The sequence below is a fragment of the Nocardia sp. NPDC050718 genome, assembly GCF_040654235.1.
Taxonomy (GTDB): Bacteria; Actinomycetota; Actinomycetes; order Mycobacteriales; family Mycobacteriaceae; genus Nocardia.
In genome coordinates, this window is record NZ_JBFAHQ010000001.1 from 343,960 (window position 1) to 366,429 (window position 22,470).

Consider the following 22,470-nt stretch of genomic DNA (forward strand, 5'->3'; position numbering starts at 1 on the left):
CGCTCAGTCCGTCACGGTGGCGAAGGCCGCCCACAGCAGCGGGCAGTTCTCGGGTGCCGGGTCGGCACGCCACGCGGCCAGCTGTGCGCGCTGCCAGGTCAGCAGCGTGGGGATGGGTGTGGACGAATCGTGGGCGGTGTCAACGGCGCAGATGGCGGCCTGCAGCGGGTGGCCCGTCGCGCTGGTGAGGGTGTGGAAGGCGTGGTCGGTGGGGAGCGGCCAGCGGGTCGCGGTGACCAGCTCCGCCCCGGCCGACAGCGCGGCGGTGGTGAGCCCGAGCGCCTCGGTGAAGCGCAGGTCACCACCGCTTTCGCAGGCGATGAGGGCGACCCGGCTCGGCATCGGCCACAGTTCGCGGCCGGCCGTCGGCACGGGGTCGATGGTGTGCGTGCCGAGCAGCAGGTCCTTGGCCGAGAGCGGGCGATGGGTGCGGGTCGGGGTCGCCAGGCCGCGGGCCTCGGCGGTGCAGCTCAGGTGGAGTTCGGCGTGCTCGCTCTCCCCGGACTCCGGCGGCGGCGCGGTGACGTGGCCGACGTAGACGAGTCGGCTCGCGCCTGCCCGCAGCACCGTGGACAGCCACTCGCGGTCGGTGTCGGTGCGGCGGAACAGGTCGACCGGATCGCCCGCGTGCGGCAGGAGCCTGCCGTCGTAGCGGCCGAAATGCCGGGCGACCAGGGTTTCCGCGCTCGGCCTGCCGAGGACGGAGCCCAGCTCGGAATCGGCCCGATAGCCGGGTACCCGTGGATCGAGCACCGCGACGACCGGTAGCTCGGCGGTGTCGGCCCAGCGGTGCACGACCCGCTCCGGCGCGTGCACCACCGAGGCGGGCGCGAGCAGACTGACATCGGCGATATCGAGCAGCCGGAGCTCGGGATCGGGCGCGATGATCTCCCACGGCACCTGCGCGAGGCGCGGGGACGGCTGGATCCGCAGGTGCGGCCGGATGCCGCGCTGGGACAGCTCGTAGAGCTGCACGGCGAGCCCATACGGCAGCAGAGCCCGGGAAAGAGCTTGGGCCAGTTCCTTTTCCGCGTCGGGGTCGGCCAGCGCGCCCTCGGTCATCACCCGTCGCAGCTCGTCGGGCCGCCCGGGATCGGGGACCGCGTCGGCCAGCAGTTCCAGCACCTCGCGGACCTGATCCCTGGGCAGGATCCCGACGCCGCGCGCGGCGGTGTCGTCGTGCCAGCGCCACGACACGTAGACATCGCCCGCGTCGGCCATCCTGATCAGGGCGGTGGGGGCGCTCATAGCGCGATCACCCGGTCGTCGCGCACCGGTCGCGCGTAACGCCGCTCGGCGTAGGAGATGAAGTCCGACAGCACGATTCGACCGTGATCGGACAGTCTCGGCGGGGGTGCGACGGGAATGCCGGCGGCCGCGGCGACCTCGGCGAGCGCGGTGCCGAGCTGGAGCGCGGGGGCGGCGACGGTCTCCTCGTCGGGTGCGTCGAGCAGCTCGAAACCGAGCGTCGGCGTGAGCGCGTCGTCGAACGCGGCCGGGTCGAGACCCGTTCCCGCGCACTGGGTATCGATCAGATCGCTGACCAGCTGCCCGTCCCCGGACAGCACCGCGAAGCGGAACGCGAGCCGCATGGCCGGTTCGGCCACGGCGCGATGCCAGTGCTCGCGTTGATTGCCGTTGGGCAGGGTGTGGCGCACCGCGTCGATCGCCAGCGCGGCGGGCACCGCGAGCCCGACGCCCCGCGCGACCAGGGCCGGATCCGGTTGCGCGGCATGCTCTAGCGCGGTGTGCAGCAGTTCCGCGTGCCAGTAGTCGAGCTGGGCGCAGTGCAGGCCGAGGGCGTGCGCCGAGTACTCGGCGAAGGCCGCGGCCAGCAGTTCCTCGCAGCCCGCCGGGTCGCCGAGGGCGAACAGGGTGGTGGCCAGCCGCAAGCGGACGTCGGCGGCGTCGATGACCGCGCCGGTGCTGTCGAAACGCTCCAGCGCGCGCAGGTAACCGGCCCGCGCTGCGTCGTAGTCACCGCGGCCCTCGGCGAGGAAACCCAGTGTCTTGTAGCCGATTCCGGACCAGTGCCCCAGCTCGGCGCCTTCGAAGAACGCCTGGCTGGACCGCAGCGGCTCCTCGGCCTCGTCGTAGCGGCCCGCCCGGACCAGCATGATCGCCAGGTTCTGCGACGCCTCCGCGACCGCCGCCCGATCGCCGGTGGCGGCGAAGGCGGTCATCGCCTGGCGGGCGAAGTCGAAGGCCATCTCGTGCCTGCCGGTCTCGAACGAGCTCGCGGCCAGGTTCATCAGCGGATGACCCGCCAGTTCGGGCGCGAAACGCTCGGTGACGCCGAGTGATTCGTTGGCCAGCTCGGCGGCGTGCGCCCACTGCTGGCGATGCAGCGCCACCGCGGTCAGCGAGAGCAGGCAGGCCACCCGGACCATGCCCTGATCGGTGGTGCCGGCGAGCAGTTCGCGCGCTTCTTCCAGCGCCTGCTGCGCGGCGTCGAGTTCACCGAGGTGCTGGAGCGCCTGCGAGAGGTTGACCAGGGCGGCGGGTCGCTGGTGCGCCGCGTCCTCCGGCAGCACGGCCAGCGCGGTCCGGAACAGCTCGACCGAGCGTCGATGCTCGCCGATCTCGTCGGCCATGCTCGCGGCATTGATCAGCGCCGCACTGCGCAGCCGGGGCGCCGCGCCATCGGCGACCCGCTCGAAGATCGCCAGCGCGCCGACCAGATCGCCGCGCTGATACGCCGCGTATCCCTCGGTGAGCTGGGCGTCGTCCTTGTCGGAGGTCTTCCCTACGGCTGCCATCTGCTACCTCGCCTCGGTCGGGGACGGTCGTCGAGTTCGGCTGTGCGCATCAGAAGTCCGAATCATCCGCGGCGGCCGCGGTTTCGGCGCCGAGCAGGGGTTCGCCGGTCGACGATCCCGCCAGTCGCTGCCGGGCGAAATCCCGGATCAGTCCGCGCGCAGGCGTCTCGTCCGGTTGCGGGCCAGCCGGTCCGACACCGGGCACGAAGACGTCGACGGCCAGTTCGCTGCCGACGAACTCGCCGACTCGCGCCGTGCCGACCCAGGCGTCGCCCTGGCGTCGCAACGCCACCTCGGCGACCTCGATACCGGCCGTGATACCGGCATGTGGGCGCAGATGCGCGGGCACCTCGCGCGGGCCACCGGGCGCCGCGACCACGCTGACCTGCACCGTCGACACTCCCTCCGCCCGCACGGCCTGCCAGGAAACCGCGCCGCCACCCGCGTCGACGATGCCCGGCGGGCACCGGCGCCAGTCGCATTCACCGCTGCCGCGCGCGAACACGAGGCCGCCGGTGCTGCCGGGGCCGCCGGCGGCGAGCGCGTAATCGTCCGCGCGGGCGGACTCCGGTCGCGGCCCGGCGTCGGCGTAATCCGATGCCGACAGACGGTCGAGCACTCCGAATCCGGCCGGGCGGTCGAGTGGCGTCGGCGGCTCGATGTCGAGGGCCATATCGCACGCCTCGGTGAGCTCGTCGATATCGGCGGCCAGCAGCGTCGGGTCGAGCGCGGGTATTCCGTCGACGGTCGACGCGGGCCACCATCGAGAGGCCCAGTGCGCGTAGGCGAGTCGCCGCAGCGCGGCGGCGAGGTCCGGCCGGAGGGACGCGGCCGTTGGCACGCTCGTGGCGAGCGCCGGGTCGACGACGGCGCGGCGTTCGTGCGCGTCGGCGACGGCGAGCGCGACCTCCTCGCCGTAGACCGCCCACAGCCAGTCCTGGGCGGCGTCCGGATCGTCCAGGACGGCGGCGGGCAGATCGGGCCCGGCGAGCAGGCTCCAGGTCAGGTGGCCGCCCGCCACCTCGAGCACGAGGACATCCAGCGCGGGCGCGGCATCGAGCACCGTCGGAGCGCCCGGCGGCAGCAGGGTCACGAGTTCCGCCGCGCGCGCGACGCGGATCGCGGTCATCAGCTCGCCCTCGCTTCCGCCACGGGCCGACCCAGGATGGTCAGCGCCTGTTTCACCCGGGCGCGATGGTCGAGGATCACCGACCGGGCGACGCCGTCGAGCAGATCCCACAGCTCACCGGGTTCGTAGACCGGCATCTCCCGCACGTCGCGGCCGTGCAGCCGGACCCACAACCTGCGCAGATACGGTCGCCACGGGGTGCGCAGCTCGGCGGCGACGGTGGCCAGCGGGCCGGTCGCGCCGGGTCCGTGCACGGCGTACCGACGCGCTTGCAGCACGTACGCTTCCCGCCGCCAGCGCTTGTTCACGATGTCGTGCGCGCGCGACGTCGCGGGATCGCCCTGGTCCGTGGCCGCCGCGCGGTTCGGGTTCGCCCCGTCGGCGGTGCCGATCGGCGAGAGACCGAGCGCCAGTTCGCAACCTACCGCCGCCGCGAGCCGCAGTGATTCGTCCAGCAGTGCCCAGGGGGAGCAGCCGCGCGAGATCTCCGTGGTCACCAGTTCCGGGATGTCCGGCAGATCGGTGCGGTCGACGCTGCCCTGGAGCACCGTGAAGACCCGCTCGTAGATCGTCCGGTCGAACGGCAGTCCGAGATTCGCGGTCGACGCCGACGCGCCCAGGTCGGGACGCTGGGGACAGGTGTGCACGGTCAGTCCGAGGTCGTCGGCGCCGTGCGCCGGATGCGCCCGCCACAGCGCGATGCCGCGATGGGTGCCCGCCTGGTCCTCGATCAGCTCGTCGAGCAACGGGCCCGCGTCGGCCGGATCGCCGTCGCGGGCCAGGGTGCTCGCCTCGAGCAGTTCGGTCAGCGCTGGTGCCAGATCGCGCACCCCGAAATCCGACAGCGGCCGGCGGTTCCAGGCGACCTCGACCAGCGCGGTGAGCTCCACCAGCCGATTCGGATCGGTCACATGGTCTTTCAAGGCCGCCGTGGTGCGCCCGCCGGTGCTCTCGTGCACCTCGCGCAGCATCGCCTCGGCCCGCGCCCGCGCGTCCTGGCCGGGCGCGCCGTGCACGGTCGCGAGTTCGAAGCAGCGCTGGAAGTACAGGTCCTGGGCGTTGCCCTCGGTGATCCGCAGCGCCCGGCGCACCTGCTTGAGCACGGTGAACCAGTCCGCGCAGGCCCGCAGCACGTCGGATCGGGCCAGGACAAGCGAGGTCAGCAGGGTGGCGCCGTCGGCGGAGAGCACGGTCCCGGCACACAGCGGATGCTGCACCGGCCGGATGACCAGCGGATCGAGGATCAGCTTCACGGTGCGGCGCAGCGGGCCGCCCTGGGGTCCGCTCAGGGCGTCGACACCGTCGAGCCCGCGCCACACCTCGTCGAGCACCAGGGCGCGGGGTCTTCGCATTCGACCAGGTTAACGACATTTCCGGCGGGTGGCGCCCGGAAAAGTTGGGATCGGTAGGTCGGCGAGGATTTCTACCTTTCTCTCAACGGGTCAACGACAACGGCCCGATCAACCGAGAGAACGGAAACACCATGAACACCAAGCTGATCGCCGCCCTCGCCGCTTCCGCCGCCGCCACCGCGCTGTTCGTCACCGGCTGCAGCGACTCCGGCACCAGCTCCACCCCGTCGAGCACCGGCTCGGCCGCCCCGGCCCCGGCCGCGGGCAAGTCCACCGCCAGCGTCGACGGCAAGGAATTCGCCGCCAAGTTCGACACCATCTGCGCCAAGCAGGGCGGCGTCCTGGCGCTGTCGCTGACCGACCTGGCCAACGCCACCTACGGCAACCTGTCGGTCAGCGCCACGGTCGAGGGCGACGCGGTCCAGGCGGTGGCCATCGGCGGCACCCAGGGCGGCTCGAACGGCCTGCCCTACGCGGTCGGCTACGGCAACGGCCAGCCCGGCGGCTCGGCCAAGCTCGCCAAGGACGGCAACACCTTCCGCATCACCGGTGAGGGCGTCAGCGCCGACATGACCAACCCGCTGGCCGGCCCGACCACCGCGAAGTTCGACATCACCTTCGCCTGCACCACCATCGCCTGATCCGTTCGCGACCCGGTCGCATCACTTCACGAGGAGGAATCATGAAATCCAAGCTCCGCGCGGCCGCGGTCGCCTTCGGTGTCCTGTCCGTCGGCTACTACCTCTACTACGGCCTCACCTACACTCCCGACGAGTTCACCGGCGGCATGCTCGGCTGGGTCGGCCCGCAGATGGCGCTGCCGATCATCGCCCTGACCATCGTGCCGATGGTCTTCGCCTTCACCGGCGACGGCATCATGGAGGCCTTCACCGGCCGCAACAGCGGCGAGTTCCGGCACGGCGAGGTGGGCATCGGCACCATCACCGCGTTCCGCCAGACCGGCGTCTCGGTCAACGATCAGCCGCAGGTGCGAATCGAATTCCGGGTGGAAGGCGCCGACGGGAAGGTCTTCGACTCGCACGCCAAGATGATCGTGCCGCTCACCGAGCTGGCGCTGCTGCAGCCCGGCGTGGTGCTGCCGGTCCGGTATCTGCCGGGCCGCACCGACAAGGTCGAGGTGGACCGCTCCGGCGACGCGGGCGCCGCGCAGCGGGCGATGAACGAATCGCTCATCCGCAAGGGCATCACCACCCGCGGCAAGCTCGACATCGCCGAGCGCGGCCTGGCCGCCCAGGCGGTGGTCCGCAGCCTCGACGTCCCCGGCCGGATCCGCGGCGGCTACACCGAGATCATCCTCGGGCTGGTGGTCACCCGCCCGGACGGCAGCACCTTCCAGACCAGCGCCGAGAAGTTCCTGCCGCCGACGGCGATCGGCCACGTGCAGGTCGGCCGGATCCTGCAGGTGCACTACCTGCCCGGCAACGAGCAGGAGGTGGTGATCTCCCTGCCGGTCAACGCCTGATGACAATCGAACCCACCCGAACTCGGCGAGGACAGCACTCGCCGAGTTTTGGTCGTGTGTTCATCTTCGCGTTCCCGCTGGCTCGCCTGGACTGCCTACCGTGCGGCGAAGTCCGACCTACTCAGGAGTCACCGTGAGTCCGAAACCGCTCGCCCTGTTCGTCAAGCACGACGGCCAGTCGGCACGCGCCGCCCTGACCTGTGAATACAAGTGTGGCAACGCTTGCTTCCACGAGCCGCCCAACACGTCCGAGGGCGCCTACTTCGGTGACATCGTCAGTGGCCTGAACCGTCGCGGCCTGATCAAGGGCGGCGCCGCCGCCGTGCTCGCCATCGGTGCGGCGGGCGCGCTGGCCGCCTGTGGCGACGACGCCTCCGAGGCCGCCGTCACCCCGGCGCCCACCCCGGCCGGAACCCCCGGCACCGGAACGGCGTTCACCGCCGTCGCGCCGAACAAGGAAGACGCGCTGGTCATCCCGGACGGCTACGAGCAGCAGGTGGTGCTCCGCTGGGGCGACCCGATCTTCGCCGACGCCCCCGCGTTCGACTTCGACAAGCAGACCGCGGCCGCACAGGCCAAGCAGTTCGGCTACAACAACGACTTCGCCGCGCTGCTGCCGATCGAGGGCCAGGCCAACAGCTACCTGCTCGTGGTCAACCACGAGTACACCACCGGCCCGATGATGTTCCGCGGCTACGACAAGGCCAACCCGACCGACGAGCAGATCGCGATCACCAAGGCCGCGCACGGCATGGCCGTCGTCGAGGTCAAGGGCGAGCCCGGCACCGGCAAGCTGACCCCGGTCTTCGGCAAGTACAACCGCCGCATCACCGCCGACTCCGAGTTCACGCTGACCGGCCCCGCCGCGGGCAGCGCGTTCACCGTCACCGGCGCCGACCCGGCGGGCACGAAGGTGCTCGGCACCTTCGCCAACTGCGCGGGCGGCGTGACCCCGTGGGGCACCGTGCTGTCCGGCGAGGAGAACTTCAACGGCTACTTCGCCAACGGCGACAAGGCTTCCGATCCGCAGGGCCGGGTCAAGCGCTACGGCTTCCCCAAGGGCGGCACCCCCAACCAGTGGGAGCGCACCGACAAGCGGTTCGACCTGAGTCAGGAACCCAACGAGGCCAACCGCTTCGGTTACGTCGTCGAGGTGAACCCGTGGGACGCGTCCTCGACGCCGATCAAGCACTCGGCGATGGGGCGGCTCAAGCACGAGGGCGCGTCGATCTACGTCACCGACAAGGGTGATGTCGTCTCCTACACCGGCGACGACGAGAAGTTCGACTACATGTACAAGTTCGTGTCCTCGCGCAAGATCCAGTCCGGCACCGGCGCCTCGGCCATGCGGCACAACCTGACCATCCTCGACGCGGGCACCCTCTACGTCGCCAAGCTCACCGGCGACCACCCGGACAAGATCGACGGCAGCGGCACCGTCCCCTCCGACAAGGGCTTCACCGGCAAGGGCCAGTGGATTCCGCTGCTGGAGACCGGCGCCGACGGCAAGGGCAAGTCGCACGTCGAGGGCATGTCCGCCGCCGAGGTCGCGGTGTTCACCCGCCTGGCCGCCGACAAGGTCGGCGCCACCAAGATGGACCGCCCCGAGGACTTCGAGGCCAACCCGTTCACCGGCAAGGTCTACGTGGCGCTGACCAACAACGACAACCGCGCCAAGGACGAGAAGGTGGCCGGCGTCGACGAGGCCAACCCGCGCAAGCTGAACAAGAACGGCCAGGTCCTCGAGCTCACCGACAACCACACCGGCACCGACTTCACCTGGTCGCTGCTGCTGGTCTGTGGTGACCCGGCCGCCGCCGACACCTACTTCGCCGGCTTCGACAAGACCAAGGTCAGCCCGATCTCTTGCCCGGACAACCTGGCCTTCGACCCCTACGGCAACCTGTGGATCTCCACCGACGGCAACGCCCTCAAGACCAACGACGGCCTGTTCTCGGTGATCCTCGACGGCCCCAATCGCGGTGAGACCAAGCAGTTCCTCACCGTCCCCAGGGGCGCCGAGACCTGCGGCCCGATCGTCACCGAGCAGCGCGTCATCGTCGCGGTCCAGCACCCGGGCGAGGCCGACGACGCCACCCCCGACAACCCGCAGTCGCACTGGCCCGACGGCGGCGCGGCCCAGCCCCGCCCCGCCGTCGCGGTCGTGTGGAAGAAGAACGGCGGCCGCATCGGCGTCTAGCCGAATCCCGTCCCGCTGACGAAACCGCTACTCGACTGGGCGAGTAGCGGTTTCGTCATCTCCGGGCGCTGGTTTCGAGTAGCCGCCTACTCGCGCCCCGACCGCACTCGCCGCCGACACTGAATCCCGCATTCGTCGCACTTCCATCGAAAGGATTCGGCCATGGCGATTCGGCTGCAGTCGTTCAACTTTCCGAAATTCTTCGTCCGTCATCAGAACTTCGAAGGCGAGCTGATGGAGCTGAACTCGCCCGGCTTCGCCGACGACTTCGCCTGGGAGGAGGAGTTCCTGCGCAAGGATGGGGACGGATTCTCGATCGTCCGCTTCCGGTCCAAGAACTTTCCCGACAAGTTCCTGCGCCACAGCGACTTCCGCATCGTGCTCACCGCGGACGACGGGTCCCAGCTGTTCCGCAACGACTCCTCGTTCCGCAGGCGCAACGGACTCTCCGGTGACCCGGAACAGGGTTGGCGCTCGTACGAATCGGTCAACTTCCCCGGCCACTTCATCCGGCACCGCAACTTCCACGTCTTCGTCGACGACAAGGCGCCCAAGCTCGCCGCCGACGCCACCTTCAAACGAGTCGACCTCTGATCGAGTCAGCTGCTGCCGAAGCTGGGCATGTTGGCGAAGCGGGCGAAGTCGCCCTGGGCGGTGTTGTAGAGGTTGAGGTCGGTGGCGCCGCCGATGCCGGGGATGCTGCCGCGGTCGGTGGTCTGCCAGAAGGTCCAGGTGGGCCAGTTGCCGGGGACTTCGGGTTCGGCCTCGCCGCGGTAGTCGGCGATCCAGAGGGGGTAGCGGGTGAACAGGCTGGTGTCGGCCATCGCCGTCTTCCAGAAGTTCGGGTACGTGTAGATGATCGGGGCGCGGCCGGTGAGGGCCTGGACCGTGTTCAGGTAGCGCTGGGTCCAGTCGATCAGGGCGTCCGGCGGGAGGCCGCCCGAGGTCTCCAGGTCCAGCACCGGCGGCAGGTCGAGCGGGCCGTTCTGACCGAGGACCGTCGCCGCGTACAGCGCGGCCTGCGGTTCGGGCGGCAGCTCCGGCCTGGCGAAATGGTAGGTGCCGCGGGCCACGCCCGCCGTGCGCATGAGCAGGCTGTCCGGCACGAAGTACGGATTGACGTAGTGCAGTCCCTCGGTGGCCTTGACCATGGCGAATTGGTGTCCGGCCGCGCGGACCGCGTGCCAGTCGATCATCCGGCCGTCCACATGCTGCCAGGACGACACATCGGGACCGCTCGGCCCGGCCTGCGCGGTCACGGGCACGAACCCGGCCAGCGCGACCAGCGAGAGCGCGGTGCAATTGCGGCGAACCGTCGAACTCCAGCGCTTGGTGTCCATGGCCCTCGACCGTAGGTCATTGATGCGGGTGGGACCAGTGTTACTGGTGAGGTGTTGTCGAATAGTTGGCCGAGCACCCGGTCAGCGGCCTGGACCGCCCGGACCGGTCGGTGGGTGCCCGTATCTTGGTGCCGACATCCGACGACGGGAGTGATGGGCGATGGCGCGCAAGCGTGAGGTGCGGTTCGAGCCGGCGGTGGCGAGCCCGGGCGGATTGCGGCAGGCGACCCCGGCCGACGACCCGGCCGACGATCGCACCGCGGCCGACGTGGAGTATCGCGGCGCCGACTTCGCCGAGGTCCACGTCTACGGCTTCACCGCCGAGGGCTGCCTGTTCGACAGCGTCCGCTTCCCGAGCACCCTGCGCCAGGCCACCATCAGCGAATCCGCCCTGCGCGTCTGCGATCTCGCCAATGTGCAGGCCGACGACTCCTCGATGTTCGAGACCGAGATCGCGGGCGGCAGGCTCACCGGCCTGTCCTGGACGGCGGGTGTGCTGCGCGACGTGCTCATCGATTCGAGCCGCGCCGACCTGGCCTCGTTCGCCGAATCCCGCTTGCGGACCGTCGTTTTCCGCGACTGCGACTTGCGCCAGGCCGATTTCCAGCGCACCGAGTTCCGCAATGTCCGCTTCGAGCGCTGCAACCTCACCGGCGCCAGGTTCAGCGACGCCAGGCCGCAGCAGCACCTGCGGTTCGAGGAGTGCGACCTGACCGGCGTCTACGGCCTGACCGCCCTGCGCGGGGCCACCATCCAGGGCGGCGACCTGGAATCACTGGCCGCCACCCTGGCCCGCGAGCTCGGCATCACCGTCGAACCGCAGGCCGTCGGCGGGGAGTACTGAGTCAGCCGAGCCAGTCGAGAACCGAAGCGGCGGTCCAGGATTGCTGCATGCTGCCCAGCGGCGCGCCGGTGAACGGTTCGTAGTACTCGGCGAAGCTGCCGTCGCTGGCCTGGCGCAGTCCCTCCGCGCGCAGCATGTAGGCGCGTTCGGCCCAGCCGCGGCGGGCGAACGCCCAGGAGAACAGCCAGCTCATCACCGGCCAGACCGGGCCGCGCCAGTACTCGCGCGGGCGGAAGTCCTTGGACACCGGTGAGGTCGACGGCGGCAGCGCGTAGCGCAGGTCCGGGTGGCCGCAGAAGCGCGGGCCTTCGAACGTGTTGAGCAGGGCGCGCTCGGCGGACCTCGGCAGCCCACCCGAGAGCAGCGGCGCGAACATCGCCAGCGTCTCGGTGCCGATCCAGCGTTGCAGCCGCACGTCGTAATCGCGTGCGGCGCCGGTCCGTTCGTCGGTGGTGGCCACGACGCCGGTGCGGAATCGGTCGGCCCAGCCGTGCAGCTCGCGGACGTCGGCGTGCGGCTGCTTGTACTCCTCGCCGATGTCGGCCAGCACCTCGCAGGCCAGCGCGAAGATCGCCGAGACGAACACGTCCTCGACGGCGAAGCTCATCACCGAGGTGAGCTGGTAGTCGTCGTAGTTCGCCCGCCGCATCTGCTCGACCAGCCACAGGTAGCGGTCGTACTCGCGGTCGCTCGGGCGCTGGGTGGGGTCGGAGATGATGGTGGTGTCGGCGCGCCGGTACGGCGGCAGATCGTCGCCGGGGACCACATTGGCGTAGGCGCGGTCCCAGCGCGGGGAGTTGTCCATCCCGGACTCCCAGCCGTGGTACAGCGTGACGCGCCCGGTTTCCTTGGGGTCGCGGGCGTGCGCGAGCCAGCGGTGCCAGCGCACCAGATCCGGCCAGCGGCGGTTCAGGAACTCCTCGGCGACGGCCCTGGTCGAGCGGCCGTGCCTGCGGGAGTGATCGAGGATGCGCTGCACCGCGATGGCGTGCACCGGCGGCTGGGTGATGCCGGAGGTATCCGGCCCGTCCGGCGCGTTGGCGGCCAGCCTGCGACATTCCCAGCGGGCCGGTCCGGGGAAATAGCCGTCGACGCCGTTGGCGAAGACGATGTGCGGGATCATCCCGTTCTTCCACTGCGCCGACAGCAGCGTGTCGAGTTCGACGACGGCGCGCTCCACGCTCAGCGGGGCCAGCCCCACCGCGACGAACGCCGCGTCCCAGCTCCACATGTGCGGGTAGAGGCGGGGCGCGGCGCTGGTCATCGTGCCCAGGTCGTTGCCGCGCAGGAGATAGGCGGCGCGGGCCGCGAGCTGCGTGGAGGTGAACCCTGGGTCTGTCATCTGTCTATTCTGCGACCGACCAGGCCGGATGGCATCCCGGCACGGCTGTGACGGTCAGTACCCCACTTGACGCGGGTCGTTCTGCGCCGCCGAGCCGACCGAATCGAGCATCGTGGTGATGCACAGGCCGAGGACGAGATTGATCGCCGCGGTCGCGATCTTGGCGTCCATGTCGGCGACCAGGGTGAACGGCAGGATCACCGCGACGGCGGTGACGAGCAGGCAGATCCAGGTGAAGAAGGTCAGCGGGCTCGGCATGGCCAGCAGCAGCACCATCAGCAGGGCCGTCGCCAGCAGCGCCGCGCCCGCCGCGGCCACCGCGTAGGACGTGGTGGACACCGTGCCGTAGGCGCCGGCGCCCTCGGGCGCGAGGATCGCGATGCCGAGAACTCCGCGCACCAGCATGATCGCGACGACGGCCAGCAGCGCGGCGACCACGGCGGTGCCGATGCCGCCTGCCCACAGTTTGCCGATATTGATCTTCGGCTCGGGCGGCTGCTCCTGCCCCTGGGGATACTGCGGGTTCGCTGGTCCGTAGTTGTACCGGGGATCAGTCATGGTTCGACGGTACTAGCGTCGGCGGCTGATCTGCGCCGAAACGGCGGTGGCGTCGAGCGCGGGCGGTCGATTCGCCGGGTTCGCCAGGAATGCGGAATGCCGCCGGGCGCGGCGGGAAGGCGGTGGATCGGCGGCGTTGGTGCGGTGTTCGGGCGGCCGAGCGCCCGGCGCGGCCGGTTAGCGTGGGACGCATGACGGTGACCAGTACACCCGCCCCGACCGCCCTCATCACCGGCGCGAGCCGTGGCCTCGGCGCGGCGATCGCCCGTGATCTCGCGCCGACCCACGAGCTGCTGCTCGGAGCGAGCTCGGCCGGCTCGCTCGCCCCGATCCTGGCCGAACTGCCCACCGCCACCGGCTGGCCTGTACCGCTGACCGACTATCCGGCGGTCGCCGCGGCGGCCGAGCGCATCGAGCGGCTCGACGTGCTGGTGCACAACGCCGGCGTCGCCGACCTCGGCACCGTCGCCGAGTCCTCGGTCGAGCAGTGGCGAACCACGCTCGAAGTGAACCTGATCGCGGTCGCCGAGCTGACCCGGCTGCTGCTGCCCGCCCTGCGCGCCGCGAACGGCCATGTGGTGCTGATCAATTCGGGTGCGGGCCTGCGCGCCAATCCCGGCTGGGGTTCCTACGCGGCCAGCAAGTTCGGCCTGCGCGCCTTCGCCGACGCGCTGCGCCTGGAAGAGCCCGCCCTGCGGGTGACCTCGATCTTCCCCGGCCGGATCGACACCGATATGCAGCGCGCGATCGTCGCCGACGAGGGCCGCGAGTACCGCCCCGAGGAATTCCTCACCGCCGAGACGGTCGCGCGCGCGGTCCGCACCGCGATCGACACCCCTGTCGACGGGCACCCCACCGAAATCGTGCTGCGACCACGCTGACCAGGACTGATGCCCCTCCTGCGGTGACGGCGGTGTTTGCGATCAGCCTGCGCCCGACCCGGCGCGGAAGCGGCTGATTCGGTAGCCTCGCTTCTCGTGTGAACGATGCGGCCGGGGGTCCGCCGCCGTTCGCCCGCGTGTGCCCGCCGGTTCAGCTGTTCGCCGGATTCGGTGGGTACGGTCCCGCTGTTTGTGAGTCGTGCCCGGCGTTCCGCGGTGCACCTGTTTCGAGTAGGGGTTATCGAAAGTGGACAGACGTCGAATGCTGGCGTTGCTCGCCGCCGGTGGCGCGGTGGCGCTGACCGGCTGTGCGACCGCCGAGGGCGAGGCCGTCGACGCGGGCTCGGCCGGCGAGATCCCCGCTCCGCCGTCCGTGCCGACCGCTCCGGCCAAGCCGCAGCTCCTGCCGCCACCCGGCGGGCCGAAGTCGATCATCCCGGCCAAGACCATCACCGCGCTGCCCGGTCCCGGCTCCAGCATGGCGCTCACGGTCGACGACGGCGCCAGCCCCGAGGTGGTCGGCGCCTACGTGCAGTGGGCCAAGGACACCGGCGCCCGCTTCACCTTCTTCGTCACCGGCTACTACGAGTCCTGGACGATCCACCGCGCCGCGCTGCGCCCGCTGGTCGAGTCGGGCCAGATCCAGCTCGGCAACCACACCTGGGACCACGCCGCGCTCACCAAGATCGGCGAGAGCGCCGTGGCCGACCAGATCGGCCGCACGAAGACCTTCCTGCGCAACAACTTCGGTGTCGACGGCACCCCGTTCTACCGGCCGCCGTTCGGCTATCACAACGCCACCGTCGACAAGATCGCCGCCGACCTCGGCTACACCGTGCCCGCCATGTGGTACGGCTCGCTGTCGGACTCGGGCCTGATCACCGAGGAGTACCTGATCGAGTGCGCGCAGAAGTACTTCGCGGCGCAGACGATCGTCATCGGCCACGCGAACTTCCCGCCGGTCACCCGCTGCTACAGCCAGCTGGTCGACATCATCAGGGAGCGCAACCTCGCGCTGGTGACGCTCGACGACGTCCTCCAGGTCCAGGCCTGATCTACGCGAACGCGCCCCGGTCCGAGAAGAACCGGGGCGCTTCGTCGTTCACGGCTACGGGACGATGTTGACCATCTTGCCCGGCACCACGATCACCTTGCGCGGGGCCTGACCCTCGAGCAGCGCGACGACCTTCTCGTCGGCCAGCGCGGCGGCCTCGATGGTGGCCGGGTCGGCGTCGGCGGGCACCTGGATCCGGCTGCGCACCTTGCCCTTCACCTGGATCGGGTACTCCACCGAATCGGCGACCAGCAGCGCGGGATCGGCGATCGGGAAGGGGCCGTGGGCCAGGGAAGTGGTGTGCCCCAGGCGTTCCCACAGTTCCTCGGCGATGTGCGGGGCGAGCGGAGCCAGCATCAGCACCAGCGGCTCCACGGCCGCGCGCGGGGCGCCGTCGGGGTACTTCTTGGTGAGGTGGTTGGTCAGCTCGATCAGCTTGGCGCCCGCGGTGTTGTCGCGCAGCGCGGCCAGATCCTCGTCGACGCCGGCGATGGTGCGGTGCACCAGGCGCAGGGTCTCGTCCGAGGGGGCCGCGTCGGTGGCCTTCACCGCGCCGGTCTCCTCGTCGATCGCCAGGCGCCACACCCGCTGCAGGAAGCGGTGCGCGCCGACGACGTCCTTGGTCGCCCACGGCCGCGAGGTGTCCAGCGGACCCATCGACATCTCGTAGAAGCGGAAGGTGTCGGCGCCGTACAGATCGCACATCTCGTCGGGGGAGATGGCGTTCTTCAGCGACTTGCCGATCTTGCCGTACTCCTGGTTCACCTCGATCTCGACGCCGTCGGCGCCGGTCCAGAAGAACTTGGCGTCGCGCTCGACGACCTCGGCGGCGGGCACGTACGCGCCGCGCTCGTCGGTGTAGGCGTAGCCCTGCACGTAGCCCTGGTTGTACAGGCGGCGGTAGGGCTCGCTGCCGGACACGTCACCCAGGTCGAACAGCACCTTCTGCCAGAACCGCGCGTACAGCAGGTGCAGCACCGCGTGCTCGACGCCGCCGACGTACAGGTCGACACCGCCCGGATCGTTCGCGCCGTGCTCGGCCGTGCGCGGGCCCAGCCAGTACTTCTCGTTCTCCTCGGCGCAGAACGTCTCGGCGTTGGTCGGGTCGGCGTAGCGCAGCTGGTACCAGGAGCTACCGGCCCAGTTGGGCATGACGTTGGTGTCGCGGCGGTACCGCTTGGGCCCGTCGCCCAGGTCCAGTTCCACGGAGACCCAGTCGGTGGCCTTGGCCAGCGGCGGGGACGGCTCGGAGTTCGCGTCGTCGGGGTCGAAGGTGACCGGCGCGAAGTCCTCCATCTCCGGGAGTTCCACGGGCAACATGGATTCCGGCAGCGCGTGCGCGACACCGTCGGCGTCGTAGACGATCGGGAACGGCTCGCCCCAGTAGCGCTGCCGGGCGAACAGCCAGTCGCGCAGCTTGTACTGGACGGTGCCGGTGCCGTGGCCCTCGGCCTCCAGGTGCCCGATCATGGTCGCCTTGGCCTCGTCGACCGCCAGGCCGTCGAGGAAGCCGGAGTTGATCAGCTTGCCCTCGCCCGCGTGCGCCGCCTCGGTGACGTCACCGCCGTCGATCACCTCGATGATCGGCAGCTCCAGCGCGGTGGCGAAGTCCCAGTCGCGGTGGTCGTGGCCGGGCACGGCCATGATCGCGCCGGTGCCGTAGCCGCTCAGCACGTAGTCGGCGATGAAGATCGGCACCTGCTTGCCGTTGGCCGGGTTGGTGGCGTAGGAGCCGAGGAAGACGCCGGTCTTCTCCTTGTTCTCCTGGCGCTCCAGATCCGTCTTGGCCGCGATCGACTTGCGGTACGCCGCGACGGCTTCCACCGGGTTCGCGGCGCCGCCGTTGGTCCAGGCGGCGACGGTGCTGTCCGGCCAGGCGGCGGCGGTCAGCTTGTCGACCAGCTCGTGCTCGGGGGCCAGCACCACGTAGGTCGCGCCGAACAGGGTGTCGGGGCGGGTGGTGAAGACCTCGATCTGCTCGCCGTCGGGCGCGTCGAAGCGCACCTGCGCGCCGCGCGAGCGGCCGATCCAGTTGCGCTGCATGGACTTCACGTTGTCCGGCCAGTCCAGCGTGTCCAGGTCGTCGACCAGGCGATCGGCATAGGAGGTGATCCGCATCATCCACTGCCACATGCGCTTACGGAACACCGGGAAGTTGCCGCGCTCGCTGCGGCCGTCGGCGGTGACCTCTTCGTTGGACAGCACGGTGCCCAGACCGGGGCACCAGTTGACGATCGAATCCGACTGGTACACCAGGCGATACGAGTCCAGCAGCGCGCCGCGCTCGGCGGCCGTCAGCGCGTTCCAGTCGCCGCCGTCGGGCACGGGGCGGGCGCCGGTGGCGAACTGCTGTTCCAGCTCGGCGATCGGGCGGGCCTTACCGGCCTCCTGGTCGTACCAGGCGTTGTAGATGCGCAGGAAGATCCACTGCGTCCACCGGTAGTACTCCGGGTCGGTGGTGGCGAAGGACCGCCGCGGGTCGTGGCCGAGGCCCAGCCGGTCCAGCTGGCGCTGCATGGTGGCGATGTTGGACTCGGTGGTCACCCGGGGGTGCGCGCCGGTCTGCACCGCGTACTGCTCGGCGGGCAGGCCGAAGGCGTCGTAGCCCAGCGCGTGCAGCACGTTGCGGCCGTGCATGCGGTGGTAGCGGCCGAACACATCGGTGGCGATGTAGCCCAGCGGGTGGCCGACGTGCAGGCCCGCGCCCGAGGGGAACGGGAACATGTCCTGGATGAACAGCTTGTCCGCGGGCGTCGCGCCGGCGAGCGGGCCGACCGGGTTGGGCGCGTGGAAGGTGCCGCGCTCGGTCCAGTTCTGCTGCCAGCGCCGCTCGATCCGCCCAGCCAGCTCGGCGTTGTACCGGTGCTGAGGTACGTCACTCTCGGTTGCACGAGTGTCCTGCACGGTCCTGCCTTCTTGTTCTCGCCGATCCCCGGTAAACATCGTCTAACAGGGTAGAACGTCGATGCCAGGTGATTTCCCACGGGCACTGCGGTGTGTGGGCGGTCACCTCGGCGGGGAGCGCGCGATCCGGCCCCGACGGTGGTGCGCTAGCCTGCAGGAATGGTCGTCGTCGCTCTCCTGCTGTTCGCGCTGGCCGCGGTCGCCATCGTGACCGGCGTGCTCGGACTGATCGGCAAACTGCCCCGCAACCGCTTCCTCGGTGTCACCACCGAGGCCGCCCTGCACAGCGACGACAATTTCCGCATCGCCAACCGCATCGCCGCCCCGACCTCCGTCGGCGCAGGCGCCCTGCTGTTCGCCGGCGGCCTGGTGGCCCTGGTCGCGGGCGGTCTCCCGGCCCTCGGCGTGGCCGTCGTGGTCGCCGTGATCGCCATCTTCACCCTGGGCGCAGGCGCCAACGCCGCGGCCCGCGCCGTCGAACCCCTCCTCCCGCCCGCCCCCGTCGGCGGCTGCGGCTCCTCCTGCGGCGGCTGCTCCCTCCGCGACACCTGCGCCCCCGCCAGCTGACCCCACCCGCACCCGCCGGGTATTCGCCCTGGCCGTTGTCCTGTCGTTCCGGTACAACGGAGGCAGGACTCGATTTCCGGGGGGAATCATGCGGTTGATCTTTTCCGCTCTGCTGTTGGCCTTGATCGGCCTCGTCACCACCATCGTCTCGCCGAGCATCGGCATCGCACTGCTCGTGCTCGCGGTGGTGCTGCTCGTCGTCGGCTGGGTGCGTGCTTCGCGTGGTGGGTCCACAGCGGGGCGGGGCTGGGGCGCGGGGTCCGGGGCGGCGGGTGCCGGTGGCTTCTGGATCGCCGGTGGTGGTGGTGACTCGGGCCATGGCGACGGTGGGGGTGGCGGCGGCTGTGGCGGTGGCGGGTGCGGCGGCGGTAGCTGACCGCGCGCGGTCGGAGGGCCTGCCATGGTGCTCGGTGCGGCGGTGCTGCTCGTTCTCGTCGGTGCGATCGCGCTCGGCTTCGTACCGGTCGCCGGTATCGCGCTGCTCGGCGTCGCCGCCGCGCTGCTGGTGATGGTGGGTGTGCGCCACCGTCCGCGCCGGGTCGCCCGGCGTGGGCAGCCCGCGCGCTGGGTGTGGGGCGCGAGCGCGGACGGGCTGACCAGCGCGTCGCGCACGCTGCGCAAGTTGCGTGACGAGGACAGCGGTCACGACGACGGTGGGTCGTCGGGTGGCTGCGGTGGCGGTAGCGAATGATCGATCCGGGGGGATCACATGGAAATGTTCGTGGCTGCCGATCCCGGCAGCGAGGGCTGAGGCCGTGTCGTGCGGTACATCGTCGCGGCGTTCGTCGTCGCCCTCAGCACGACCGTGTTCAGCGGCACCTCGGTGATCGCCGCTCTCGCCGTGTTCGCCGTCGCCCTGGCACTGGCCTGCTACGGAATCTTCCGTATCGCGTTCCGCCCGACGAAGTCCCGTAAGCGCAAGCGGCGCCGGTCCAGTCATGCCGGTGGTGGCGCCTGGTTCGCGGGCTTCTTCGACGGCGGGGACGGTGGCGGCGGATGTGGTGGCGGCGGTTGCGGGGGCGGCGGCTGAGACTGCCGCCGTTTCGGGGGAATCACCCCGGGGTACAACTGGATCAGAACTCATTGGGGGGTTCGATATGTTCTTCGTCTCCGCGTTGTTGCTGGCCGTGATCGGTGCGACGGTGGTCGGGAAATCACTCATGGCCGGTCTTCCGCTGTTCGCCATCGCCGGGGTGATTCTGGTCGGCGGTATCCGCGATGTCCGTCGCGAGGGCTCGATGTTCGGATCAGCCTCGGGGGCCGGACAGCGCGCTGCCGGGTGGCGGGCGGGTGAGTCCGCCGGGCGCACTCGTGGGACGGCCACCGTCGGTGGCGTGAGCCAGGGAGGCGGCGGAGGCAGCAACGGCAGCGATCTCGGGGACACCACCGGCGGCGATGGTGGTGGTGGCAGTAGCGGCGGCTGTGGCGGCGGTGGAAGCGGCTGTGGCGGCGGCGGTGGTGGTGGCGGCTGTGGCGGCGGTGGTGGGGGCGGCGGCTGAGCCTGCCGACTCGTCGGCCGGGGTGCAGGTCGGTCGAAAGGGGATTGCAAGGGGGCGGTCTTACCTTCGGTATCGACACACCAGGCCGAAAGGGGTGGATCCATGAGCGAGTTGATCGTGACCGTCTTCGCGGGCGTCATCGTCATCATCGGAATCGCGATGTTCGTGATGGTGCCGGTGCTGATCATCGTGGCGATCGTCCGGGCGGCGACCGAGTCGCCGCAGCAGCGGCGGAACCGGCAGGTGCGCAACCGGACGCGACAGCGGGCAGGCGGGAGCTGGTCCAGTGGTAGCGGCTGGACCGACTCCGGGTCGAGCAGCTGGTCGGGTGGCAGCGACTCGGGGTCGAGCAGCTGGAGCAGTTGCAGCAGCGGTAGCTCCAGCAGCTGCGGTGGAGGTAGCTCCAGCAGTTGTGGTGGGGGAAGTTCGAGCAGTTGCGGTGGGGGCAGCTGACTTCGGCGGTGGATGACCTGGTGGCGAAGGGGTGCCACCAGGTCATCCGTCTATCGGCCGACCGCTCCGCGCAGGCCGATCAGGGCCGCGTGCACGGCCCGGCCCGCCAGAGGATCGCCGACGGCGATCCGGGCGCTGCCGTCCGGATAGGACTTGGCCTTGATGCCCGCCCTCCGCAATGCGGTGGCCACGCCGGGGCCGGGCAGATACAGGAAGTTGGCGTGGCTGCGATAGGCGTCGATGCCGCAGGTGCGCAACACCGTTCGGAGAGCGTCGCGCTCCTGGTTGATCCGCTGGATGCGGTCGTGCAGCTCGTCGTCGGCGGCGTAGGCGGCGCGCACCGCCGCGACGGCCGCGGTGCCGATGCCGAAGGGCAGCTGCTGACGCCGAATGCGATCGATCAGCTCGCCCCGGCCGACGCAATAGCCGATGCGCAGCCCTGCCAAACCGTAGGCCTTCGAAAAAGTGCGCAGGATCAGCAGATTCGGGGATCGGTTCAGCAGGGCGTGCAGGTCGAGGCGGTCGGCCGGGTCGAGGAATTCGACGTACGCCTCGTCCAGCAGCACCGGTACCCGGCGGGGGAGCGCGGACAGGAACGAGCGCACCGCGCCCGCGTCGAGCACCGTTCCGGTCGGGTTGTGCGGCCTGCACAGCACGACCAGCGCGGTGTGCCGGTTCACCGCGCGGCGCAGGGCGGTCAGATCCTGTTCGCCCATGGCGTCGAGCGGCACCGGGACCAGCGTCATCCCGGTCATGTCGGCCAGCATCTGGTACCCGTCGAAAGTGGGTGTGCTGGTGACGAGTTCACCGCCGGACAATGCCCGCATCACCTGCTGGGCGACCCCGGTGGCACCGGCGCCGACCACGACCTGTTCGGGCCGAACGCCGAGGCGCTCGGCGATGATCCGGGGCAGCTGTTCGGGCAGGAACTCCGGATACCGATTCGCCTGGGCGAGCGTGTCGTTCACCGCCGTGACCACCGAAGGCAATGGTGGGAACGGGTTCTCGCTGAGCGAGAGGTCGAACAGCATCGGCGTGGCCGAGGTGCGGAACCGACGGGAGGGGATCGTCGGTTCCGCGAGGCGAGTGGTCATCGCGCCGCGCCCCAGCGCACGGCGGCCGCGCCGGCGAAATCACCGGCGTGCGCGAACGCCGACAGCAGCACCACCGAGCCGTTGCGCAGCCGGCCCGCCCGGTTCTCGATATCCAGGGTCACCGGAATGCCCGCGGCGAACAGGTTTCCGCACTGGTCGAAGGTGTCGGGATGACGTTCGGCGGGCAGTTCCAGCGCGTCGTGCCAGTTGCGCAGGAACAGCCGATTGGGCTGATTGGTGACGAAGGTGTCGATGTCGCGGCCCTTCACCCCGATGTGATCGCACACCGCCAGCGCCACCTCGGGCACGAGCCGGTTCCCGCGCGCGAACACCTTGGTGATCTTCGATTCGGTGAAGCTCACGCAGCCCTGCCCCTCGCCCGGCTCCCAGTACTTGCGCGGACCGTTGGTGGAGAAGTCCATGTCACCGGCGAACTCGGGATAGGTGCGGCATTCGATGTCGAGGATCGGCGCCGAATCGTCCTTGCGCAGCAGCCCGATGCCGCAGCCGTCGCCGGGCACCGGCGCCTGCGCGAGCTTGCGGATGTCGGGCTGGGTGAACACCGGACCCGCGCAGTTCTGCGCGGCGACGATCAGCGCGGTCTTGGCGTCGCTGGTGGCCATGATCATCCGGGCCATCGCCATCATGTGCACGAACGCCGCGCAGCCACCGTTGTGCACGTCCAGGACGTGCGACGGCGTCGCGCCGAGGCGCCGGGCCAGCTCGGGGCCCGCGCCCAGCACCGGATTGTCGGGCAGCTGGGTGTGGGTGATGATGATGTCGATCTCGGCCACCAGCTCGTCGCCGTGGCGTTCGCGCAGCGGGGCGAAGGCCTTTTCGGCCATATCGACGGCGGTTTCGTCGCGGGTGATGTGATGGCGGCCGGTCGGCGACCGGAACATCACGTTCTTGGCCATGCGCTCCGAACGGGAGAACTGGGTGAAGTATTCGGTCGGGACCGGGTCGCCGGGCAGATAGCTCGCGACGTCGACCAGACTCACAGGGGGCATG

Annotated in this window: 23 protein-coding genes; 13 read left to right on the forward strand and 10 right to left on the reverse strand. The window is 70.4% G+C overall.

From position 1 onward, the window contains the following. Positions 1-3: 3 nt before the first annotated feature. The 4 genes from AB0H54_RS01580 to AB0H54_RS01595 are packed head-to-tail and all read right to left on the reverse strand — an operon-like array spanning position 4 to position 5,240. Complete coding sequence (locus tag AB0H54_RS01580) at positions 4-1,248, reverse strand: CHAT domain-containing protein (RefSeq protein WP_357342038.1); 1,245 nt, start codon at positions 1,246-1,248, stop codon at positions 4-6. Further along, positions 1,245-2,759: a tetratricopeptide repeat protein gene (locus AB0H54_RS01585; protein ID WP_357342039.1), complete on the reverse strand. Its 1,515-nt coding sequence runs from the start codon at positions 2,757-2,759 to the stop codon at positions 1,245-1,247. The genes AB0H54_RS01580 and AB0H54_RS01585 overlap by 4 nt, the downstream gene beginning before the upstream one ends. A gap of 49 nt (positions 2,760-2,808) precedes the next feature. Further along, on the reverse strand, positions 2,809-3,888 hold the full coding sequence (locus AB0H54_RS01590) for a hypothetical protein (RefSeq protein WP_357342040.1): 1,080 nt from the start codon (positions 3,886-3,888) through the stop codon (positions 2,809-2,811). Next, positions 3,888-5,240, reverse strand: coding sequence for a hypothetical protein (locus AB0H54_RS01595; protein ID WP_357342041.1), 1,353 nt, complete (start codon positions 5,238-5,240; stop codon positions 3,888-3,890). Before AB0H54_RS01595 ends, AB0H54_RS01590 begins: the two co-directional genes overlap by 1 nt. Positions 5,241-5,371: 131 nt before the next feature. Between AB0H54_RS01595 and AB0H54_RS01600 the strand changes: the two genes are divergently transcribed. The 4 genes from AB0H54_RS01600 to AB0H54_RS01615 all read left to right on the forward strand — a co-directional run bounded on the left by AB0H54_RS01600 (position 5,372) and on the right by AB0H54_RS01615 (position 9,517). Next, positions 5,372-5,881 (forward strand): lipoprotein LpqH, encoded by a 510-nt coding sequence (locus AB0H54_RS01600; protein WP_357342042.1) that lies wholly within the window; start codon positions 5,372-5,374, stop codon positions 5,879-5,881. 41 nt (positions 5,882-5,922) lie between these two features. Next, positions 5,923-6,723 (forward strand): hypothetical protein, encoded by an 801-nt coding sequence (locus AB0H54_RS01605; RefSeq protein WP_355275071.1) that lies wholly within the window; start codon positions 5,923-5,925, stop codon positions 6,721-6,723. 133 nt (positions 6,724-6,856) lie between these two features. Next, the gene (locus tag AB0H54_RS01610) at positions 6,857-8,923 is read left to right on the forward strand and encodes a PhoX family phosphatase (protein WP_357342045.1); all 2,067 of its coding nucleotides are present in this window, start codon (positions 6,857-6,859) and stop codon (positions 8,921-8,923) included. Positions 8,924-9,085: 162 nt separating this feature from the next. Continuing rightward, positions 9,086-9,517 (forward strand): AbfB domain-containing protein, encoded by a 432-nt coding sequence (locus AB0H54_RS01615; protein ID WP_357342046.1) that lies wholly within the window; start codon positions 9,086-9,088, stop codon positions 9,515-9,517. 5 nt (positions 9,518-9,522) lie between these two features. Here the strand turns inward: AB0H54_RS01615 and AB0H54_RS01620 are convergent, their stop codons facing one another. Continuing rightward, the gene (locus AB0H54_RS01620) at positions 9,523-10,263 is read right to left on the reverse strand and encodes a glycoside hydrolase family 25 protein (protein ID WP_357342048.1); all 741 of its coding nucleotides are present in this window, start codon (positions 10,261-10,263) and stop codon (positions 9,523-9,525) included. Between the two features lie 160 nt (positions 10,264-10,423). Here AB0H54_RS01620 and AB0H54_RS01625 point away from each other — a divergent pair, with 160 nt between their 5' ends. After that, positions 10,424-11,107, forward strand: a complete 684-nt coding sequence (locus AB0H54_RS01625; RefSeq protein ID WP_357342050.1) for a pentapeptide repeat-containing protein — start codon at positions 10,424-10,426, stop codon at positions 11,105-11,107. A 1-nt stretch (position 11,108) separates the two neighbouring features. On the opposite strand, the gene AB0H54_RS01630 is transcribed toward AB0H54_RS01625, so the two are convergent. Both AB0H54_RS01630 and AB0H54_RS01635 read right to left on the reverse strand, forming a co-directional pair. Next, positions 11,109-12,449: a glycogen debranching protein gene (locus tag AB0H54_RS01630; RefSeq protein ID WP_357342052.1), complete on the reverse strand. Its 1,341-nt coding sequence runs from the start codon at positions 12,447-12,449 to the stop codon at positions 11,109-11,111. A gap of 54 nt (positions 12,450-12,503) precedes the next feature. Next, entirely contained in the window at positions 12,504-13,007 is a 504-nt protein-coding gene (locus AB0H54_RS01635; protein WP_357342054.1) for a DUF6069 family protein, read from the reverse strand. Positions 13,008-13,198: 191 nt separating this feature from the next. Here AB0H54_RS01635 and AB0H54_RS01640 point away from each other — a divergent pair, with 191 nt between their 5' ends. Beyond that, positions 13,199-13,888 carry an SDR family oxidoreductase gene (locus tag AB0H54_RS01640; RefSeq protein ID WP_357342056.1) on the forward strand — a complete coding sequence of 230 codons (690 nt, stop codon included), beginning with the start codon at positions 13,199-13,201 and terminating at the stop codon, positions 13,886-13,888. 262 nt (positions 13,889-14,150) lie between these two features. Then, on the forward strand, positions 14,151-14,942 hold the full coding sequence (locus tag AB0H54_RS01645) for a polysaccharide deacetylase family protein (protein WP_357344152.1): 792 nt from the start codon (positions 14,151-14,153) through the stop codon (positions 14,940-14,942). Positions 14,943-14,996: 54 nt separating this feature from the next. Here AB0H54_RS01645 and leuS read toward each other — a convergent pair whose 3' ends face one another. Continuing rightward, on the reverse strand, positions 14,997-17,846 hold the full coding sequence (gene leuS / locus AB0H54_RS01650; RefSeq protein ID WP_357342058.1) for a leucine--tRNA ligase: 2,850 nt from the start codon (positions 17,844-17,846) through the stop codon (positions 14,997-14,999). Positions 17,847-18,005: 159 nt separating this feature from the next. Here leuS and AB0H54_RS01655 point away from each other — a divergent pair, with 159 nt between their 5' ends. The 6 genes from AB0H54_RS01655 (at position 18,006) to AB0H54_RS01680 (ending at position 20,365) form a co-directional block, all read left to right on the forward strand. Beyond that, positions 18,006-18,413, forward strand: a complete 408-nt coding sequence (locus AB0H54_RS01655; protein WP_357342060.1) for an SdpI family protein — start codon at positions 18,006-18,008, stop codon at positions 18,411-18,413. Between the two features lie 94 nt (positions 18,414-18,507). Further along, on the forward strand, positions 18,508-18,789 hold the full coding sequence (locus AB0H54_RS01660) for a hypothetical protein (protein ID WP_357342062.1): 282 nt from the start codon (positions 18,508-18,510) through the stop codon (positions 18,787-18,789). Positions 18,790-18,813: 24 nt separating this feature from the next. Further along, on the forward strand, positions 18,814-19,104 hold the full coding sequence (locus AB0H54_RS01665) for a hypothetical protein (protein ID WP_357342064.1): 291 nt from the start codon (positions 18,814-18,816) through the stop codon (positions 19,102-19,104). A 69-nt stretch (positions 19,105-19,173) separates the two neighbouring features. Next, the gene (locus AB0H54_RS01670) at positions 19,174-19,443 is read left to right on the forward strand and encodes a hypothetical protein (RefSeq protein ID WP_357342066.1); all 270 of its coding nucleotides are present in this window, start codon (positions 19,174-19,176) and stop codon (positions 19,441-19,443) included. 67 nt (positions 19,444-19,510) lie between these two features. Further along, positions 19,511-19,912: a hypothetical protein gene (locus tag AB0H54_RS01675; protein WP_357342068.1), complete on the forward strand. Its 402-nt coding sequence runs from the start codon at positions 19,511-19,513 to the stop codon at positions 19,910-19,912. A gap of 102 nt (positions 19,913-20,014) precedes the next feature. Next, positions 20,015-20,365, forward strand: a complete 351-nt coding sequence (locus AB0H54_RS01680) for a hypothetical protein (RefSeq protein WP_357342070.1) — start codon at positions 20,015-20,017, stop codon at positions 20,363-20,365. A 50-nt stretch (positions 20,366-20,415) separates the two neighbouring features. Here the strand turns inward: AB0H54_RS01680 and AB0H54_RS01685 are convergent, their stop codons facing one another. Further along, complete coding sequence (locus AB0H54_RS01685) at positions 20,416-21,459, reverse strand: aminotransferase class I/II-fold pyridoxal phosphate-dependent enzyme (RefSeq protein ID WP_357342072.1); 1,044 nt, start codon at positions 21,457-21,459, stop codon at positions 20,416-20,418. Beyond that, positions 21,456-22,469, reverse strand: coding sequence for a 3-oxoacyl-[acyl-carrier-protein] synthase III C-terminal domain-containing protein (locus AB0H54_RS01690; protein ID WP_357342074.1), 1,014 nt, complete (start codon positions 22,467-22,469; stop codon positions 21,456-21,458). Before AB0H54_RS01690 ends, AB0H54_RS01685 begins: the two co-directional genes overlap by 4 nt. Between the last annotated feature and the right edge of the window lies 1 nt (position 22,470).

What these genes read in the sequence shown, in the direction of transcription:
- AB0H54_RS01630 (WP_357342052.1), bottom strand. Translation starts at nt 12,449, where the DNA reads ATGACAGACCCAGGGTTCACCTCCACGCAGCTCGCGGCCCGCGCCGCC.
- AB0H54_RS01625 (WP_357342050.1), top strand. Translation starts at nt 10,424, where the DNA reads ATGGCGCGCAAGCGTGAGGTGCGGTTCGAGCCGGCGGTGGCGAGCCCG.
- AB0H54_RS01655 (WP_357342060.1), top strand. Translation starts at nt 18,006, where the DNA reads ATGGTCGTCGTCGCTCTCCTGCTGTTCGCGCTGGCCGCGGTCGCCATC.
- AB0H54_RS01680 (WP_357342070.1), top strand. Translation starts at nt 20,015, where the DNA reads ATGAGCGAGTTGATCGTGACCGTCTTCGCGGGCGTCATCGTCATCATC.
- AB0H54_RS01595 (WP_357342041.1), bottom strand. Translation starts at nt 5,240, where the DNA reads ATGCGAAGACCCCGCGCCCTGGTGCTCGACGAGGTGTGGCGCGGGCTC.
- AB0H54_RS01685 (WP_357342072.1), bottom strand. Translation starts at nt 21,459, where the DNA reads ATGACCACTCGCCTCGCGGAACCGACGATCCCCTCCCGTCGGTTCCGC.
- AB0H54_RS01620 (WP_357342048.1), bottom strand. Translation starts at nt 10,263, where the DNA reads ATGGACACCAAGCGCTGGAGTTCGACGGTTCGCCGCAATTGCACCGCG.
- AB0H54_RS01645 (WP_357344152.1), top strand. Translation starts at nt 14,151, where the DNA reads ATGCTGGCGTTGCTCGCCGCCGGTGGCGCGGTGGCGCTGACCGGCTGT.
- AB0H54_RS01590 (WP_357342040.1), bottom strand. Translation starts at nt 3,888, where the DNA reads ATGACCGCGATCCGCGTCGCGCGCGCGGCGGAACTCGTGACCCTGCTG.
- AB0H54_RS01580 (WP_357342038.1), bottom strand. Translation starts at nt 1,248, where the DNA reads ATGAGCGCCCCCACCGCCCTGATCAGGATGGCCGACGCGGGCGATGTC.
- AB0H54_RS01690 (WP_357342074.1), bottom strand. Translation starts at nt 22,469, where the DNA reads ATGCCCCCTGTGAGTCTGGTCGACGTCGCGAGCTATCTGCCCGGCGAC.
- AB0H54_RS01605 (WP_355275071.1), top strand. Translation starts at nt 5,923, where the DNA reads ATGAAATCCAAGCTCCGCGCGGCCGCGGTCGCCTTCGGTGTCCTGTCC.
- AB0H54_RS01635 (WP_357342054.1), bottom strand. Translation starts at nt 13,007, where the DNA reads ATGACTGATCCCCGGTACAACTACGGACCAGCGAACCCGCAGTATCCC.
- AB0H54_RS01675 (WP_357342068.1), top strand. Translation starts at nt 19,511, where the DNA reads ATGTTCTTCGTCTCCGCGTTGTTGCTGGCCGTGATCGGTGCGACGGTG.
- AB0H54_RS01640 (WP_357342056.1), top strand. Translation starts at nt 13,199, where the DNA reads ATGACGGTGACCAGTACACCCGCCCCGACCGCCCTCATCACCGGCGCG.
- AB0H54_RS01600 (WP_357342042.1), top strand. Translation starts at nt 5,372, where the DNA reads ATGAACACCAAGCTGATCGCCGCCCTCGCCGCTTCCGCCGCCGCCACC.
- AB0H54_RS01665 (WP_357342064.1), top strand. Translation starts at nt 18,814, where the DNA reads ATGGTGCTCGGTGCGGCGGTGCTGCTCGTTCTCGTCGGTGCGATCGCG.
- AB0H54_RS01615 (WP_357342046.1), top strand. Translation starts at nt 9,086, where the DNA reads ATGGCGATTCGGCTGCAGTCGTTCAACTTTCCGAAATTCTTCGTCCGT.
- AB0H54_RS01585 (WP_357342039.1), bottom strand. Translation starts at nt 2,759, where the DNA reads ATGGCAGCCGTAGGGAAGACCTCCGACAAGGACGACGCCCAGCTCACC.